Origin of the sequence: Sphingomonas sp. CL5.1, from assembly GCF_013344685.1 — a bacterium.
GTDB lineage: Bacteria > Pseudomonadota > Alphaproteobacteria > Sphingomonadales > Sphingomonadaceae > Sphingomonas.
In genome coordinates this window covers 101,169-117,985 of record NZ_CP050137.1, presented here as the reverse complement: position 1 = coordinate 117,985, position 16,817 = coordinate 101,169, and the positions used below count along the sequence as shown (strand labels likewise).

18 protein-coding genes and 1 pseudogene are annotated in these 16,817 nt (G+C 63.8%); 17 read left to right on the top strand and 2 right to left on the bottom strand.

Annotated elements, in window-relative coordinates; translation table 11 throughout:
- Window positions 1–4 precede the first annotated feature (4 nt).
- Entirely contained in the window at window positions 5–301 is a 297-nt protein-coding gene (locus tag F9288_RS00655) for an SDR family oxidoreductase (RefSeq protein WP_302675311.1), read from the top strand.
- On the opposite strand, the gene F9288_RS00650 is transcribed toward F9288_RS00655, so the two are convergent.
- Window positions 298–1,149: a carboxymuconolactone decarboxylase family protein gene (locus tag F9288_RS00650; RefSeq protein WP_254621011.1), complete on the bottom strand. Its 852-nt coding sequence runs from the start codon at window positions 1,147–1,149 to the stop codon at window positions 298–300. The two genes, F9288_RS00655 and F9288_RS00650, sit on opposite strands and share 4 nt — an antisense overlap.
- On the opposite strand from F9288_RS00650, the gene F9288_RS00645 reads away from it, so the two are divergent.
- The 9 genes and pseudogenes from F9288_RS00645 to F9288_RS00605 all read left to right on the top strand — a co-directional run bounded on the left by F9288_RS00645 (window position 1,136) and on the right by F9288_RS00605 (window position 9,553).
- A complete protein-coding gene (locus tag F9288_RS00645) occupies window positions 1,136–3,667 on the top strand; it encodes a TonB-dependent receptor (RefSeq protein ID WP_254621010.1) in 2,532 nt (843 codons plus the stop codon). The two genes, F9288_RS00650 and F9288_RS00645, sit on opposite strands and share 14 nt — an antisense overlap.
- Before the next feature lie 43 nt (window positions 3,668–3,710).
- A complete protein-coding gene (locus F9288_RS00640) occupies window positions 3,711–4,457 on the top strand; it encodes an SDR family NAD(P)-dependent oxidoreductase (protein ID WP_174834847.1) in 747 nt (248 codons plus the stop codon).
- A 47-nt stretch (window positions 4,458–4,504) separates the two neighbouring features.
- Window positions 4,505–4,963, top strand: coding sequence for a nuclear transport factor 2 family protein (locus F9288_RS00635; RefSeq protein ID WP_174834846.1), 459 nt, complete (start codon window positions 4,505–4,507; stop codon window positions 4,961–4,963).
- A gap of 4 nt (window positions 4,964–4,967) precedes the next feature.
- Entirely contained in the window at window positions 4,968–5,804 is an 837-nt protein-coding gene (locus F9288_RS00630; RefSeq protein ID WP_174834845.1) for an enoyl-CoA hydratase/isomerase family protein, read from the top strand.
- A 2-nt stretch (window positions 5,805–5,806) separates the two neighbouring features.
- Entirely contained in the window at window positions 5,807–6,577 is a 771-nt protein-coding gene (locus tag F9288_RS00625; protein ID WP_174834844.1) for an enoyl-CoA hydratase-related protein, read from the top strand.
- The gene (locus F9288_RS00620; protein ID WP_254621009.1) at window positions 6,574–7,083 is read left to right on the top strand and encodes a flavin reductase family protein; all 510 of its coding nucleotides are present in this window, start codon (window positions 6,574–6,576) and stop codon (window positions 7,081–7,083) included. The genes F9288_RS00625 and F9288_RS00620 overlap by 4 nt, the downstream gene beginning before the upstream one ends.
- A gap of 9 nt (window positions 7,084–7,092) precedes the next feature.
- Window positions 7,093–8,251, top strand: a pseudogene (locus tag F9288_RS00615) (acetyl-CoA C-acyltransferase).
- Window positions 8,252–8,260: 9 nt separating this feature from the next.
- Window positions 8,261–9,022 carry an SDR family NAD(P)-dependent oxidoreductase gene (locus tag F9288_RS00610; RefSeq protein WP_174838741.1) on the top strand — a complete coding sequence of 254 codons (762 nt, stop codon included), beginning with the start codon at window positions 8,261–8,263 and terminating at the stop codon, window positions 9,020–9,022.
- Between the two features lie 15 nt (window positions 9,023–9,037).
- Window positions 9,038–9,553, top strand: coding sequence for a nuclear transport factor 2 family protein (locus F9288_RS00605; RefSeq protein WP_174834842.1), 516 nt, complete (start codon window positions 9,038–9,040; stop codon window positions 9,551–9,553).
- A gap of 54 nt (window positions 9,554–9,607) precedes the next feature.
- Here F9288_RS00605 and F9288_RS00600 read toward each other — a convergent pair.
- Window positions 9,608–10,779, bottom strand: a protein-coding gene (locus tag F9288_RS00600) for an IS3 family transposase (protein ID WP_174834841.1) whose coding sequence is annotated in 2 segments (ribosomal slippage) — window positions 9,608–10,512 and window positions 10,512–10,779 — 1,173 coding nt in all. Because the reading frame shifts where the segments join, the coding sequence is not laid out codon by codon here.
- 42 nt (window positions 10,780–10,821) lie between these two features.
- On the opposite strand from F9288_RS00600, the gene F9288_RS00595 reads away from it, so the two are divergent.
- The 7 genes from F9288_RS00595 to trbK-alt all read left to right on the top strand — a co-directional run bounded on the left by F9288_RS00595 (window position 10,822) and on the right by trbK-alt (window position 16,815).
- Window positions 10,822–11,076: a hypothetical protein gene (locus F9288_RS00595; RefSeq protein WP_174834840.1), complete on the top strand. Its 255-nt coding sequence runs from the start codon at window positions 10,822–10,824 to the stop codon at window positions 11,074–11,076.
- A 526-nt stretch (window positions 11,077–11,602) separates the two neighbouring features.
- Complete coding sequence (gene trbB / locus F9288_RS00590; RefSeq protein ID WP_174838739.1) at window positions 11,603–12,538, top strand: P-type conjugative transfer ATPase TrbB; 936 nt, start codon at window positions 11,603–11,605, stop codon at window positions 12,536–12,538.
- Window positions 12,535–12,879, top strand: coding sequence for a TrbC/VirB2 family protein (locus F9288_RS00585; RefSeq protein ID WP_254621008.1), 345 nt, complete (start codon window positions 12,535–12,537; stop codon window positions 12,877–12,879). Before trbB ends, F9288_RS00585 begins: the two co-directional genes overlap by 4 nt.
- A complete protein-coding gene (locus F9288_RS00580; protein ID WP_254621007.1) occupies window positions 12,879–13,157 on the top strand; it encodes a VirB3 family type IV secretion system protein in 279 nt (92 codons plus the stop codon). Before F9288_RS00585 ends, F9288_RS00580 begins: the two co-directional genes overlap by 1 nt.
- A gap of 4 nt (window positions 13,158–13,161) precedes the next feature.
- On the top strand, window positions 13,162–15,738 hold the full coding sequence (gene trbE, locus F9288_RS00575) for a conjugal transfer protein TrbE (protein WP_174834839.1): 2,577 nt from the start codon (window positions 13,162–13,164) through the stop codon (window positions 15,736–15,738).
- On the top strand, window positions 15,735–16,481 hold the full coding sequence (gene trbJ, locus F9288_RS00570) for a P-type conjugative transfer protein TrbJ (RefSeq protein WP_174834838.1): 747 nt from the start codon (window positions 15,735–15,737) through the stop codon (window positions 16,479–16,481). The genes trbE and trbJ overlap by 4 nt, the downstream gene beginning before the upstream one ends.
- A complete protein-coding gene (gene trbK-alt, locus F9288_RS00565; protein ID WP_302675310.1) occupies window positions 16,474–16,815 on the top strand; it encodes a putative entry exclusion protein TrbK-alt in 342 nt (113 codons plus the stop codon). The genes trbJ and trbK-alt overlap by 8 nt, the downstream gene beginning before the upstream one ends.
- Window positions 16,816–16,817: the final 2 nt, after the last annotated feature.

The window sequence follows — 16,817 nt, the reverse complement described above, 5'->3', positions numbered from 1 at the left end:
TGGGGTGCTGATGCTGACCAAGGCGGCCGCCGTCGATCTCGCCAAATATGGCATCCGCTGCAATTGTTATTGCCCCGGCGCGATCGATACACCGATGATGCAGAAATATTACGAGGCGGCGCCGGACAAGGAAAAGATCATGTCGGTGCTCACCGGCGCGCACCTGATCCCGCGCCTTGGACGGCCCGAGGAAATCGCCAAGCTCGCCTGCTTTCTCGCGTCGGACGATTCCAGTTTCATTACCGGCGCGGCCTATGTCATCGACGGCGGCACGCTCGCCTGGCGCGGTGTCAACGCTTAACGCGTCCCTTCGTGCAACGGTACGCGCGCGGCGAGGGCGATGGTCTCCATGATCTGCGTCCTGCCGACACCAAGCGCCACGGCATTGGCGAGATGAAGCCGAAACCCCGGCAGGAAGCGGTGACCCGGCGTCGCATCGCATGCCATCGCGATCAACTCCTTCAATCGTCCGCGCACCGTGCCGCTCTTCCACGGCACCGCGCAATAATCGAAGAAGGCGACGAACTGGTCGGAGGATAACCGCAGCATCGCGCCGAGGAAGCCGGGCAGTTCACGCTCGAACCCGGCCCAGAACGGGTCGTCGCCGACATGGCGATCCCACAATGCCTGTTCTTCCGGACTCAAGGCGCGCGTGGCGATCCCGGCCGCACGCGCAAGCCGCACGGCGGTCGTCATGAGCGAATGCACGCCAAGGCCCGAGACGAGCGAAACTACCTCCTGCAATTGTGCGGGCGACGCACCGTGGCGTAGCGCGGCGGCGAGCGCTTCATCGATTGCGTCCGGGGCAAGGGCGGTCACGCTGCTCGTCAACCCGAACCAGATCAGCGCGGCATCGCGGACCTCCAGCGACGGCCCCGCATCAACCCCGATGAGCGCCTGTTCGGCCAGCGAGTGCAGCTCTTCCAATTCGATGTGAGCCATCCCTGTTTCCTTCTCCCTGGCGCCGCGAACGCCGTTATCCATTCTCGATTTGCGTAAATCAACTTTAGTGTTGACGTACCGCGAATGTTCGTCAACTACAGTGTTGATAGGTCGTCGCGGTGCTGAACGCGACGCCTTTGAACCGGTCGCCACAAGGCCGGGCAACAGGCCCGAACGGGGCTGCAGGAAAGGAATGCTCGTGATCAAGACTCACATCGATTCGAAAAGGGGTGCGCTCCTTGGGGGTGCCGCGATGATCGCAATGTTTGCCGCGCCGGCATTGGCCCAGACCAGCCCAACCGCTCCCGATCAGGACGCAGCGGTTACGCGCGCCACGGACACCGTATCTCTTGCCGACGATATCGTGGTGACCGCGCAGCGGCGCGAGGAAAGGCTTTCCCGCGTTCCCGTCTCGGTGGTGGCATTCACCGCTCAGACGCTCCAGAACAGGGTGGTCGTCAGCGAGCAGGACGTCGGCACGCTGGTTCCCGGTCTGATCGTCAAGAACGGGCAGACCTCCAATCAGCTCAGCTTCAGCATGCGTGGACAGACGCTCGATCCGTTCTCCGGAACGAGCCCGGCGGTGCTGACCTATCTGAATGAGGCTCCCTATACGCCATATAATACGTCGACCAGCTTCTTCGATCTCGGGTCGATCCAGGTCGTGAAGGGGCCGCAGGGCACGCTGTTCGGCCGCAACGCAACGGGCGGCGCGGTGCTTTACACCACGCCCATGCCCGGCAACGAGATCGGGGGTAACCTGATCGTGCGTGCCGGCGAGCGGAACTCAGTGCAGATTCAGGGGGCAATCGACCTTCCGATCGTCAAGGACGTGCTGGCGATCCGCCTTGCCGGTGATTTCACCCGGGCGGACGGGTATATCCGCAATCTTTATACCGGCAACACGCTGGGCGACAAGGATAGCAAATCCGGTCGTGCGACGATCGTATTTACCCCAACCAGCAATATCAAGAATACGACTTTGGTCCAATATAGCAATTTCCGTGGTACGGAAGGCCAGGGTAATCTCTATAATTATTATACGACGCCGAACGCGGCTGGCGAGCAATTCATTAACAACGGTATTACGTCGGTGAAAAACACCAACGGCACGCCGCTGACGTCGACGCTCGACACGGTATATAATGTGTATTCCGGGGTGCTGTTCAACAAGGCCGGCAACAATATCGGCGACAGCAATCTGACCCCCGGACCTGCCTACGCCCCGGGGCGTTTCCCAGGCGGTGTTGCGGGATATGCCGCCTTCTCGCGCGCCAATCCCTATGACATCTATCTGCAATTCGATCTTCCGCACCGCGCGCACAACACCTTCGTCTCGAACACGACCGAGGTCGATGCGTCGGATTCGCTCCGGATCAAGAATATCTTCAGCTATATGAACAGTTATACGCGCCTGAGCGGCAATCTTGCCGGCGCGCCGTTCGCGGGGCTTTGGCTATATAACGATCCGAACAACGCGACTGGCTTGTCGGGACAGGGCGGTCCCGGCGGCCAGATATTCAAAGCGACGCAATACTCGGAAGAACTGCAGGCGCAGGGCAAGCTTTTCGATGACAAATTGAACTATACGGTCGGCGCATTCTATTCGTCGCTCAAGCATTTCGATATCATCCCGGTCAACGTCGGCGCCGATATTGACGGCAGCGCGGGCGCCGCCCCCGCGTTCGGCCTTCCCGCCGATATCGACTATACCTATAATGCGAAGGATACGTCCAAGGCGATCTATGCCCAGGTCGATTACAAGTTTACCGACAAGCTGACTGCGACGTTTGGTGGCCGTTATACCTGGGAGAGCCTCACGCTGTCTCAGGCGACTGGCAGCATCTTCGTGATCTCGGGCGTTACGTCGGTCGGCGTGCCGCAGCACAAGAATTTGTCGGCGCCATCCTGGACGTTCAATCTTCAGTATCAGCTCAATTCCGACAATATGTTCTATTTCTCGCAGCGCGGCAGCTTCCGCTCCGGCAATTTCAATGGAACGGTCAATCCGCTGAACAACGACAATTCGTTCGGCAGCGAATATGCGCATGATTTCGAGCTGGGGTACAAATATAACGGACGCGTCGGGACGGTGCCCTTCCGGTTCAACCTCGCGCTCTATAACGAAACCGTCAAACACGCCCAGCATGCGGTCTATGCCGTCGTCGATGGCAACCCCGCCGGCTTCACGCTCAATGTTCCAGAATCCAGGACGAGAGGCGTGGAGGTGGATACCTCGATCAGCCTCGCGCCATGGCTTAATATCAACGCGACCGGCGCCTATACCGACGCGAAATATACCAAGGGCGTGGTCGATGTGTCGAACCTCACCGGCACGCCGGGATCGACCATCCTGTTCGACTCCTATCCCGACACGCCAAAATTCTCGGGCTCGATTGGTGCGGACATCACGCTGCCGGCGCCCGAGAGCGTGGGCAAGTTCATCCTCCACGGCGATGTTTACGCGCAGACCCACACCTTCTTCTCGAGCAATGAAGGTTCGGTCACGCCGGGTACGCGCCTCGACGGCTATACCACGGCGAATCTGCGCCTGAGCTGGAACGAGATTATGCAGAGCAAGTTCTCGGCGGGCGTCTACGTCAAGAACGTGTTCAACAAGCTCTATTACGTGTCTGGTTATGCCATGGGTGCGGCGGGCGGTTACAACACCGCTTATCCGGGCGAGCCACGCACCGTCGCGGCCGAAATCTCGGTGAAGTTTTGATCATGGCCGGCGTGATCTCGCGCGCGCCCGAGGGGGCGGCACAATGAGCCGGCTGGAGGGAAAGATCGCCCTGATCACCGGCGCCGCGCGCGGCATGGGTGAATCGCATGCCCGCCGCTTCGCCGGGGAGGGCGCCAGGGTCATCCTGACGGACCGGTCGGTCGCGCAGGGGCAGGCGCTTGCGGAGGAATTGGGCGGGAACGTGCTCTTCCTGCCGCATGACGTGACCGACGCGGATCAATGGGACGCGGTGGTCAAACGGGCGGAGGAAGTGTTCGGGCCGATCAACGTTCTGATCAACAACGCCGGCATCCTCGGCCCGATCGCCCGTACGCAGGACTTGAGCGAGGCGGACTATCTTCGCGTCTGTGCGATCAACCAGCATTCGGTCTTTCTCGGCATGCGCGCGGTGTTGCCGTCGATGCTTCGTGCCGGGGGTGGGTCGATCGTCAACATCTCGTCGATCGCCGGCATGGCCGCCAATTACGGCTTTCCCAGCCTCGCCTATGTCGCGAGCAAGTTCGCCGTCCGTGGCATGACCAAGGCGACGGCGATCGAATACGGCCGGCATAACATCCGAGTGAACTCGGTCCATCCGGGCTTCATCCAGACGCCGATGATGGTCGAGGCGACCAACGAGGAAGGGGGCGATGCGCTGGCGCTGATCCCGCTCGGGCGGATCGCCGATCCCGACGAGGTGTCGCAACTCGTGCTGTTCCTCGCCTCCGACGAGTCTTCGTACATCACTGGTGCGGAACATCTCATCGACGCCGGAATGCTTGCACAGTGAAATATCAGACGCGGTGAACGCGCCACTTCCCGGAGAAGAATATCATTATGAACATGACGGAAATAGAGAAACTCGTCGAGCAGCAGGCAATCGAACGCATGATGTTCGATTATAGCTATGCGCTCGACATGAACCAGCCGGATACACTCGCGGCGTTGTTCGTCGAGGATTGCGAGGTCAGCTATGCGCCCAATTTCGGCGCGACCGGGATGGAGGCCTATAAGAAGACGCTCGAGGGCATCGGTACGTTCTTTCGCGGCACCAGCCACCATAATTCGAACATCTGCGTCGACTTCGTCAGTGCCGCTGAGGCGAACGTGCGCTCGATCGTGCTGGCCGTTCACCGCTACACCAAGGAACGCCCCGACGGCATTCTCTATGGCCAGTATTTTGACACCGTCGTGAAGGTCGACGGCGCCTGGAAGTTCAAGCGCCGCGAACTGCGCACGACGATGACCACCGATTACCACGTCCGGGCGGCCAACGCGATCGGTCGGGCGGACTGATCGGGTGGCAGGCCCCTATCAGACGATCCGGGTCGACCACGAGCCTGCGCTGAGCTGGATCGTGCTCGACCGGCCGGAAGCCGCGAACGCGCTTTCGCCGCAACTGCTCGACGAGTTCAGCGACGCGCTAGATCGTCTGCAATCTGAAGGCGGCCCGGTGATCGCGATCCGTGGTGAGGGACGCGGTTTTTGTTCGGGGATGGATCTGGGCAGCTATGGCGCGAGCGATACCGGGCCGGCCGACCCGATGGCGGACCGGAACCGCCTTCATGACAATGTTCAGCGCTGGCTGAAGATGTGGGATCATCCCAAGCCGATCATCACCGCCGTACACGGTTATTGCATGGCGGCGGCGGCGCAGATGTGCGTTTTTGCGGATATCACGGTTGTTGCCGACGATGTCCGCATCGGCGAGCCGACCATTCCGATCGGTGGCGGGTTCATCGCGCCGGCCTGGGTGAGCCTCGTTGGGCACAAGCGCGCCAAGGAATTCGCGTTCGTGCCAGGCAACTCGATCGACGGCCCGACGGCGGTCACATGGGGCTGGGCAAACCATTGCGTCCCGGCGGCCGATCTCATCGGTGCCGTCCGGGGGTTGGCCGTGCGTATCGCGTTGACCCCGTCGGCGGTGCTGCGGCTGAAGAAGCTGTCGATCAATCGCGCGGCGGAGGCCGGCGGCTTCCGCCAGGCGCTGTCCGGGATCGCCGAGATCGACGCGCTCCTCCATCTCGCGCCGGCGGTCTTGGAAGTGCGCGCGCGCATGAAGGAGAAGGGCCTCAAGGCCGTGATCCAGGAATTCAAAGTCCCGCCGACGACGCCGCTCGTCGCGCCGAAGGAGTAACCATGGCAGATGTTGAATTCACGCGTGACGGCCACGTTGCGCACATCCGACTCAACCGGCCGCAGGGCCTCAACGCGATCACGCAGGAGATGGACGATCTGCTGTTCGAGGCGTGGACGATGATCAACGACGATGCCGATATCTGGTGCGCGGTGCTGTCGGCCGAGGGTGAAAAGGGGTTCTGCATCGGGGCGGATGTGTCGGGGGGGGCCGAGCGCAAGACGCGCATGGCGCTGGGCGGCGGGCTGACCGGCATTGGCGGACCGCTCGTCACGTTGAAGAAGCCGCTGATCGCAGCCGTACAGGGCTTCTGCGTGGGTGGCGGATTTGAGCTGGCGATGTGCGCCGACATCATCGTCGCGGCGGATACAGCGCAATTCGGCCTTCCCGAGACCAAGGTCGGCATTATCGGCGAATGCGGTGTGGTTCATCGCGCGATGCGGCAATTGCCCTATCACATCGCAATGGCGATGATCCTGACCGGCGAGCGGATCAAGGCGGATGCCGCCGAGCGTTTTGGTCTCGTCAACGAGGTGGTGCCGTTCGCCGAACTGGCTGCGGCGACGCAGAAATGGACAGACAAGATCAACGCCGCATCGCCGCTTGCCAATCAGGCGGCCAAGGCGGCGGCGCTCGGCCGGCTCGGCCATCCGCTGGAGGTAGCCTTGATGACCCGTTTCGAGCCGATCGAGCAATATGCCGAGAGTGCGGACAAGCAGGAAGGCGAGGCGGCGGGCGCGGCACGGCGCAAGCCGGTATGGACCGGCCGGTGACGACAACGCTTGCTCCGGACGTTGACGGCGCGACCTTTCGGCGCGTGCTCGGTCATTATCCGACCGGCGTCTGCGTCGTCACCGCGATTGAGCCGGGTGGCGCGCCGACGGGCATGGTCGTGGGGTCGTTCACCTCGGTGAGCCTCGATCCCCCGCTGGTGGCCTTCTTCCCCGACAAGTCCTCGACCAGTTGGCCGCGCATCGAGCGCGCCGGCAAGTTCTGCGTCAACGTGCTCGCCAGCGACCAGGGCGAGCTTTGCCGGCGCTTCGCATCGAAGAGCGAGGACAAGTTCGCCGGGCTGGCGCACCGGGTTTCGCGGAACGGCTCGCCGGTGCTCGACGATGTCGTCGCGTGGGTCGACTGCACGCTCGACGCGGTTCACCACGCGGGCGATCATTTCATCGTGCTCGGGCGCGTCCGGGAACTCGACATCGAGCGTGCGGACCAGCCGCTGCTGTTCTTTCGCGGCAAATACGGCAATTTCATGCCGCTCGACGCGAACTGAGCGCGCGCGATGGAAGCCTTCATCGTCGATGTCCTGCGCACACCGGGCGGCCGTCGCAAAGGGCGGCTGGCGGATATCCATCCAGCCGATCTCGGGGCTGTCGCGGTAGACGCGCTGGTGCGTCGCACCGGGATCGATCCGGCGGCAGTGGATGACCTGATCTTCGGCTGTGTGAGCCAAATCGGCGAACAATCCAATCATGTCGCGCGGTCGGTGGTGCTTGCCTCCATGCTCCCGCAATCGGTGCCCGCCGTCACGATCGACCGTCAGTGCGGATCGTCGCAACAGGCGCTTCATTTCGCCGCGCAGGCAGTCATGTCCGGCACGCAGGATATGGTGATCGCGGGCGGTGTCGAGCATATGACGCGTGTCGCCATGGGATCACCGGTGCGGCTCGCCGCCGACGCCGGTGTGTCGACTGGCCCGCTAAGCGACACCATCAGACGCCGCTACGACGTCGCGGAGTTCAGCCAGTTCACCGGCGCCCAGATGATCGCCGACAAATATGGTTTCTCCCGCGAGGCGATGGATGCCTTCGCGCTGGACAGCCATCGCAAGGCCGCGCGCGCCATCGATGCTGGGGCATTCACGGAAGAACTCGCCCCCGTAACGCTCGCCGATGGCGGCACCTTCGATCAAGACGAGGGCGTACGCCGTGACGCGTCGGCCGAGGGCATAGCGGCGGTCAAGCCGATCGAGGTCGGTGGAACGATCACCGCCGCCAACGCCAGCCAGATGACCGATGGCGCGTCTGCCGCGCTGGTCGTCCACGAAAGGACGCTCAAGCGTTTCATCCTTACGCCGATCGCGCGCATCCATGCGCTGGCGGTTACGGCAGGCGATCCGGTCGTAATGCTCGAGGAGCCGATCCCGGCGACGCGCAAGGTGCTGCAAAGGGCCGGCCTGAAGCTCGATGATATCGATCTGTTCGAGGTCAATGAAGCCTTCCGCGATTCCCATGGCGTAGCTTGCCGCTACTGGCGCGGACCCGGCCAGGATGAACGTCAATGGTGGCGCGATCGCGCTTGGTCACCCACTCGGCGCCACCGGCAGCAAGCTGATGGCGACACTTGTTCATGCGCTGCACGCGCGCGGCAAGCGCTGGGGCCTGCAGACGATGTGCGAGGGCGGCGGCATTGCGAACGCCACGATCGTGGAAGCGCTTTAGGAGCAGATGATGAATGTCGATCGAGTCAGCGCGATCGTTACCGGCGGGGCTTCGGGGCTGGGCGGCGCGACCGCCGCGCTTCTGGCGGCCAACGGCGCGCGTGTCACGATCATCGATCTCAATATCGCAGCGGGCGAGGCCGCCGCAACTGCCATCGGCGCGACTTTCGCCGAAGCGGACGTGACGGACGAAGCAAGTGTCGCCCGCGCGCTCGACAGCGCCGAACGTGCCAACGGGGCGGCACGCATCCTCATCAATTGCGCAGGCGTCGCACCCGCGATCAAAACCGTCGGCAAGGACGGGCAACCACATTCGCTCGACGCCTTTCGGCGCGCGGTGTCGATCAACCTGGTGGGCACATTCAACGTGGTCGCGCAATTCGCGGCGCGGCTTTCGGCTGCCCAGCCGATCGGCGAGGAACGCGGCGTGATCATCAATACCGCGTCGGTTGCCCCTTATGACGGGCAGATCGGACAGGCGGCCTATGCGGCGTCCAAGGGTGGCGTGGTGAGCATGACGCTGCCCATCGCCCGCGATCTCGCCCAGCACCGCATCCGGATGGTTACGATCGCACCGGGTATCTTTCTCACCCCGATGCTGATGGGGCTGCCGCAGGCGGCGCAGGATTCACTCTGTCAGCAGGTGCCCCATCCGAGCCGTCTGGGCCGGCCCGAAGAATATGCGTTGCTCGTCGAGAGCATCATCGCCAACCCTATGTTGAATGGCGAGGTGATCCGTCTCGACGGGGCAATTCGCATGGCACCTCGCTGATTGAAGGGAACGCAAATGGACCTCGAACAACGTGTGGCACGGCTGGAGGACAGAGCAGCGATCAACGACCTAGTTGTACGCTATTTTCTCGCGTCCGATGGCGACGATCTGAAGACCATTGGCGAAAGCTTCACGCCGGACGCGATCTTCGCTTCCTCCGGCCAAATATCCGGCGAGGGCCGCGATGGCATCGTCGAGTTCATTCGCGGTGCGCGCAGCCACATGGGTCTCACGATTCATACCCCTCATTACGTGCAGATCACGTTCGACGATGCTGATCGCGCGCGCGGTCTGGTCGGCGCGCACCTCGAATTGGTGCTGGGCGGGCAGGCGATCTACGGCGCGGTTCGATATGTCGATGAATATGTGAAGCGAGACGGTCGGTGGTTGATCAGCAAGCGCGACATGCGCACGATTGCCATCGCACCCTGGCTGGAGTTCGGAGCGGCGCTTGAGTCCGAAACGCCGATGCGGTGGCCAGGGTCAAAAGCGCAATCCGATTACCCGCGATCACGTCTCGAGCCCGGTTGAAGTAGCGCCGGCTGCGTAGATGGACTGCCCGCGATGACTGGTCCGGTTGCACAGTTAGTTGATGCGGACCTCCGATGCCAGCCTGGGCGGGGGGCGGAGCGCAGCGGAGCCGAGCGGCCAGGCTGGCATCTCGATCGTCTCCGGCGCCGGTGGTCGATAACCGAGGCTGCTGTGGGGCCTTGCCCGGTTGTAATGTGCACGCCACCAGCCAGTGACGATCCGTACCTCCTCGAGGCTGTAGAAGATCTCACCGTTGAGCAGCTCGTCGCGCAGGCGTGCGTTGAAGCTTTCGATATAGCCGTTCTCCCACGGGCTTCCCGGTTCGATATAAAGGGTGGTGACGCCGAGCCGGCCGAGCCATTCGCGTACCGCGTTGGCGACGAACTCGGGGCCGTTATCGGATCTGATATGCTCGGGCGGCCCATGCTCGATGAACAGGTCGGCCAGCACGTCGATCACGTCGTGCGAGCGGAACCGCCGTAGCGGAACCATCGCCAGGCACTCGCGACTGAACTCGTCGATGATGTTGAGCATCCGGTATTTGCGCCCGTTGTACGTCTGATCCTCAACGAAGTCGTAGGACCAGACATGCCCGCGATGCTGCGGGCGCAGCCGAATGCACGATCCGTCGCCCAGCCAGAGCCGACGCCGTTTCGGTTGCCGCTTCGGCACTTTGAGACCCTCCCGCCGCCAGATGCGCTCGACTACCGACAGACTGACCTGCCAGCCGGCATGGCCCAGCAAGGCATGGATGCGGCGATAGCCATATCGGCCATAGTCCCTGGCCAGCGCGACGATGTCGGCCGTCAGGCGCTGCTCGTCGGCATCGTCCTTCGGCGGGTGGCGCTGTGTCGAACGATGCTGGCCCAGAACACGGCAGGTCCGTCGCTCCGATACCGGCAACGCGCGACGGACCTGCTCGATCGCCTCACGGCGACGGGAGGGGCTCAAAAAGTCAGTTTCGATGCCTCTTGAAGGATCGCCTTGTCGAGCGCGAGGTCCGCCACCAGCTTCTTCAGTCGCGCGTTCTCGCGCTCAAGATCCTTCATCCGGCGCGCCTGATCAACCTTCAGCCCGCCATATTCCTTGCGCCATCGATACAGCGTCTGTTCCGCAATCCCGATCTGGCGGCAAGCTTCAACAGCAGTCCCGCCCCGCCCGACAATTACATCCACCTCACGCAGCTTCGCGATGATCTGTTCCGGCGTATATCGCTGACGTCCCATGCCTTTCTCCAATTCTCATGCTCAAACGGACTCTCTTCAGAATTGGACCAGTTTTTCCATGGCAGACCAATCGAGAAGCCTTACGGTTATCTGAATCTCACCGCAGGCTGGAACAATTTTCTCGGCTACCCGCTCGACATCGGGTTCTTCATGACCAACGTGACAAACAAGCTCTATCGTATCGGGACTAACGATCTGACCCAAAATTCCTCGGTCGGGACGGTGTCGAATATGTATTCCGCCCCGCGGATGTTTGGCTTCTCGCTCAAATATCGCTTCGGCGCCGATGCACGATAAGACACCGCTTCCGTCGTATCATTGGTGAATTCAGCAGTGCGCCAGTGATGCGGCGGAGGAAGGTCGATACAAAAAGCGCGTGGTCACGCGCGCTGTTGGACCGGACCCGAGGTCCGCCAACTGGACACCTTGATTTACCGCTTTTGAAACCGATGGTTTGGGGCAAGCGACGAGCAGGTCAGCGCCTTCATTTACCCGTCGTAAAATTGGCGGTGACGTGATCCATGTGTGGACGAGCCCGTGAATCGCCGATTTCTACATTATCCCGTAGTACACGACCCATTGATTGCCCGGGTTGCAAGCGATTCTCGGTCCGCAGAGCGCATGGGAGACTATTCCCGACAGCGGGGGTTTCACCCGAATATATCCTTCCATAACCGCCCCTACGACGCCATCCGAATACTGTTGTAATCCGCCAAAATTCGCATTCTTTACCTGTCTCCGATGCCGCGCTGCGCGGCGCTGAACCAACGGAGACAGGCAAGTGCCCCAGCTCTCGGCGATCGTCCACGCACGCAGCACATCAATGCTGAGGAGCGCGCTCGGCCCTGCGATCGTGGGATGGCTCGACGATGCGGGCGTGGCCGAGATCATGCTCAACGCGGACGGCCGGCTGTGGGTCGATCGCCTCGACACCGGCATGGTGGAGACTGGCGAACGGCTGTCGCCGACGCAGGTCGAGCGGATCATCCGGCTGGTCGCGCACCATGTCGGCGCCGAGGTCCATCGCGGTTCTCCTCGCGTCTCGGCCGAACTGCCGGGCAGCGGCGAACGGTTCGAGGGTCTGCTCCCGCCAGTGGTGATGGCTCCCGTGTTCTCGATCCGCCGACCGGCGAGCCTCCCGCTGACCCTCGGCGACTATGTCACTGCGGGCACGATGACCGCGACCACCGCCGCGTATCTGGCGCGGGCAGTGCGGGACCGCGCCAACATCCTCGTCGCCGGCGGCACCTCCACCGGCAAGACCACGCTCACCAACGCGCTGCTCGCGGTCGCGTCCGCCGGTAGCGACCGGATCGTTCTGATCGAGGATACGCGGGAGCTGCGCTGCGACGCCGCCAACGTCGTAGCACTTCGCACCGCACCAGGCGTCACCATGACCGACCTCGTGCGTTCGAGCCTGCGCCTGCGCCCCGACCGCATTCCGGTCGGTGAGGTGCGCGGCCCCGAGGCGCTCGATCTTTTGAAGGCATGGGGCACCGGCCACCCCGGCGGAATCGGCACCATCCATGCGGGTACTGCCACCGCGGCACTGCACCGGCTCGAACAGTTGATCCTCGAAGCCATCGCTCATGTCCCGCGCCCGCTGATCGCGGAGACCATTAACCTGATCGCGGTCCTGTCGGGGCGCGGCACCGACCGCCAGCTGTCCGAGCTGGTCCGCGTCGACGGGCTCGACGCGCAAGGCAACTACCGGCTGCTCCCGATCCCCTTTCACCCACTTCCTGGAGACCTGCCATGACGGCATTCAAGCGCCGGCTGCGCGCCGGCAACATGTTCGACAAAATCGGTATCAGCGCGGTCACGGCCGCCGGACTGCTCATGGCGTCACCGGCCTGGGCGAGCGGCACCGGCATGCCATGGGAGACGCCGCTCCAGTCGATTGTGGACTCGGTGCAGGGGCCGGTCGCCAAGGTGATCGGCGTGATCATTATCGTGATCACCGGGCTCACGCTGGCGTTCGGCGATACCTCCGGCGGCTTCCGGCGGCTGATCCAGATCGTGTTCGGCTTGTCGGTCGCCTTCGCCGCCTCGTCGTTCTTCCTCTCCTTCTTCAGCTTCGGCGGCGGGGCGCTGGTCTGATGCAGGACCCCATGATGGGGGGCGATTTGCCGGGGTTCGCGGCGCCGGTTCACCGGGCGCTCGCCGAGCCGATCCTGCTGGCGGGCGCGCCACGCGCGCTGGCGATCGTCAACGGCACGCTCGCCGCGGCGGTCGGGATCGGGCTCCGCCTGTGGATCGCGGGTATCGTCATGGCGGTGGTCGGCCACGGCCTCGCCGTGTTCGCCGCGCGCCGCGACCCGCAAATCCTCCCCGTCGCCCGCCGCCACATCGCGCTCCCCACTCATTTCGAAAGCTGATTTTATGCTGTTCCTGCGCGAACATGCCCGTCACGCATCGCGGCTCGCCGATTTCCTGCCATGGGCGGCGCTGATCGCGCCCGGCATCATCCTCAACAAGGACGGCAGCTTCCTTCGCATCGCACGCTTTCGCGGTCCCGACCTCGACAGCGCGATGCAGGCCGAGTTGATCGCGACCTCGGCCCGGCTCAATTCGGCGTTGAAGCGGCTCGGCACTGGCTGGGCGATCTACGTCGAGGCGCAGCGCAGGGCCGCGCCCGGCTATCCAGTGTCGGACGGGTTCGCCGACCCGGTATCGGCGTTGATCGACGAGGAGCGTCGCGACCTGTTCGAAGGCGAAGCCGCCCAAGGTTCCGGCGATGCGCAGCATCGTTGGAATGGCGGCGGACGGGGCGATATCAACCAGCCCAACTTCACCAGCAGCTTCTATCTCACCTTGCAATGGCTGCCGCCGGCCGACGACACCTCGAAGGCATCATCGCTGCTCTACGAGGGCGGAGCCGCCCAAGGTTCCGGCGATGCGAAGCATCGTTGGAATGGCGGCCGAGGGCGCGCGCAGGCGATAGCGACCGCAGCCGACCATCTCGACGATTTCGAGCGCGAGACCGGCCGGGTGCTCGATCAGGTAGAGGGCGTGATGCCCGAGGCCGCGTGGCTCTCGGACAGCGAGACGCTGACCTACCTCCATTCCACCGTCTCCACGCACGAACAGCGCATCGCGGTGCCAGAGACGCCGATGCACCTCGACGCGCTGCTTGCCGACGAAGTGCTGCTGGGCGGGCTCGCGCCGCAACTGGGCGCGAAGCATCTGCGGTGCCTTTCCATCACCGGCTTTCCCGCCGCGACCGTGCCGGGGATGCTCGACGAGCTGAACCGGCTGGGCTTCGCTTATCGCTGGACCACGCGCGCGATCACGCTCGACAAGGTGTCGGCGCAGCGGATGCTGACCCGCATCCGGCGGCTGTGGTTCGCCAAGCGCAAGAGCGTCGCCGCGATCGTCAAGGAAGTGCTGACCAATGAGGTGAGCGTGCTGGTCGACAGCGATGCCGCCAACAAGTCGGCAGAAGCCGATGCGGCGTTGCAGGATCTCGGCGCCGATATCGCTGGCTACGCCTATGTCACCACTACCATTACCGTGCTTGGCGATACCCCACGCGATGCCGATCTTCGCCTGCAGGCGATCGAGAAGATCGTGCGCGGCCGGGATTTTGCGTGCATCGCAGAAACGCTGAACGCGGTGGAAGCGTGGCTTGGCTCGCTGCCCGGCAACCCTTACGCCAATGTCCGCCAGCCGCCGATCTCGACCCTCAACCTCGCGCACATCATGCCGGTCTCGGCAATATGGGCCGGGCAGGATCGCGATACCCATTTCGATGCCCCGCCGCTGTTCCACGCGCGGACGCAAGGGGCGACCCCGTTTCGCTTCGCGATCCATGTCGGCGATGTCGGCCACGGGTTGATCATCGGCCCGACCGGATCGGGCAAGAGTGTGCTGCTCGCCTTCATGGCGCTCCAGTTCCGCCGCTACGGGCAAGCCCAGATATTCGCGTTCGACCACGGCGGCTCGATGCGCGCGGCGACCCACGGTGTCGGGGGCGAGTGGCACGATCTTGGTGGGAGCTTAAGCGACAACGCTGTGCCGGTGTCGCTCCAGCCGCTGGCGCGGATCGACGCACCGGATGAACGGGCATGGGCGTCCGATTGGCTGGCCGCGATCCTCGTGCGTGAAGGTTTTGCTTGTCCCCCGGAGGTGAAGGAGCATCTCTGGACCGCACTGGGCAGCCTCGCCGATGCGCCAGTTGAACAGCGCACGCTGACCGGCCTCACGGCGCTGATCCAGGTGTCCGGCCTCAAGCGCGCGCTGGCGTCCTATACGCTCGACGGACCCTACGGGCGGCTGCTCGATGGCGATATCGAGCATTTCGGCGAAGGCGCGTTCCAGACGTTCGAGACCGAGGGGTTGGTCGGCACGCCCGCCGGTCCCGCGGTGCTCGCTTATCTGTTCCATCGCATCGAAGGCAGCCTCGACGGGCGGCCGACCCTGATCGTGATCGACGAAGGGTGGCTCGCGCTCGACGATCCGCTGTTCGTCCGCCAATTGAAGGAATGGCTGAAGACGCTGCGCAAGAAGAACGCCAGCGTGATCTTCGCCACGCAGAGCCTCGCCGATATCGAAGGCTCGGCGATTGCATCCGCGATCATCGAGAGTTGCCCGACGCGCATTTTCCTCGCCAATGAGCGCGCGCTCGAACCGCAGATCATGGCGATCTATCGCCGGTTCGGGCTCAACGATCGCCAGATCCAGATCATCGCGAGCGCCACGCCCAAGCGCGATTATTATTGCCAGTCGTCGCTCGGCAATCGCCTGTTCGATCTCGGCATCGGCCCGGTCGCGCTGGCCTTTGCCGCCGCATCGTCGCGCACCGACCTCAACGCGATTGCTGCGCTGGTCGAGCGCTACGGCACCGACCGCTTCCCCGAGGTATGGCTCCATTATCGCGGCCTCGGCTGGGCCGCCGAGCTGATCGCGGCCGGGACCGTGTCCGCTTCCACCCCCGAAACTGAGGAGTTTCTGTCATGAAGATTCGCTCCTTCCGTCCGCTGCTGTCCGGCGCCGCCGCGATGGCGCTTGTGCTCGCCGCCCCGGCCGACGCGCAGTTTGGCGGCATTGTCTATGACCCGAGCAATTACGCGCAGAACGTGCTGACTGCCGCGCGCGCGCTTAGCCAGATCAACAATCAGATCACGCAAATCCAGAATCAGGCGCAATCGCTGATCAACCAGGCGCGCAACCTCGCCAGCCTGCCGACCAGCATCCTCGCGCCGATCCAGCGGGATATCGACCGCACGCGGCAACTCATTCAGCAGGCGCAGCAGGTCGCCTATAACGTCTCGGACATCGACCGGGTGTTCAACCAGCGTTACCCGGCCGGATCGCTGTCGGGCACCAGCTCGGCCGATCTCGTCGCCAACGCGCAGGCCCGCTGGCACGACGCGCTCGCCGCGTATCAGGATACGTTACGGACTTCCGCCACGGTCGCCGGTAATCTCGACGACACGCGCGCCCATGTCGGCACGCTCGTCGACGCGAGTCAGAGCTCGACCGGCGCGCTTCAGGCGGCGCAGGCGGGCAACCAGCTGATCGCGCTCGAAACCCGCCAGCTTGCCGATCTGACCACGATGCTCGCCGCCCAGGCGCGCTCGGCGAGCATCGCAGCGGCGCGCGCGGCCGCCGACGAAGCGCAGGGCCGCGAGCAGGCGCGGCGGTTCTCGCGGGCGGGCTCGCCTTACGTCGCGCAAAGCGTGTCGCTGTTCCGTGACTGAGCAGCCACCGCCACGCCGCCGGTTCGTCTTGCCGGGCAAACGGACGCTGGCGATCGGTGCCGCCGTCGCGGGAACGGGCATGGTTGTGCTGGTCGCACTCCACGAGTCCGCGCCGCCTGCATCGCGCTTTGCAGTGTTGATGGGCGAGGAGAACCCGCCCGCACACGCATCGACCGATCCGCTGATGGCCGAACTGCAGCGCTGCCGAGCGCTTGCTGCAGGGACAGATGACGCGGCGTGCCGCGAGGCGTGGGAGGTCAACCGCCGTCGCTTCATGGGCGAGAGTCGGATCTACATCCCGCCGGCGATCGCCAGCGACACCGGGGAGCATTGAGC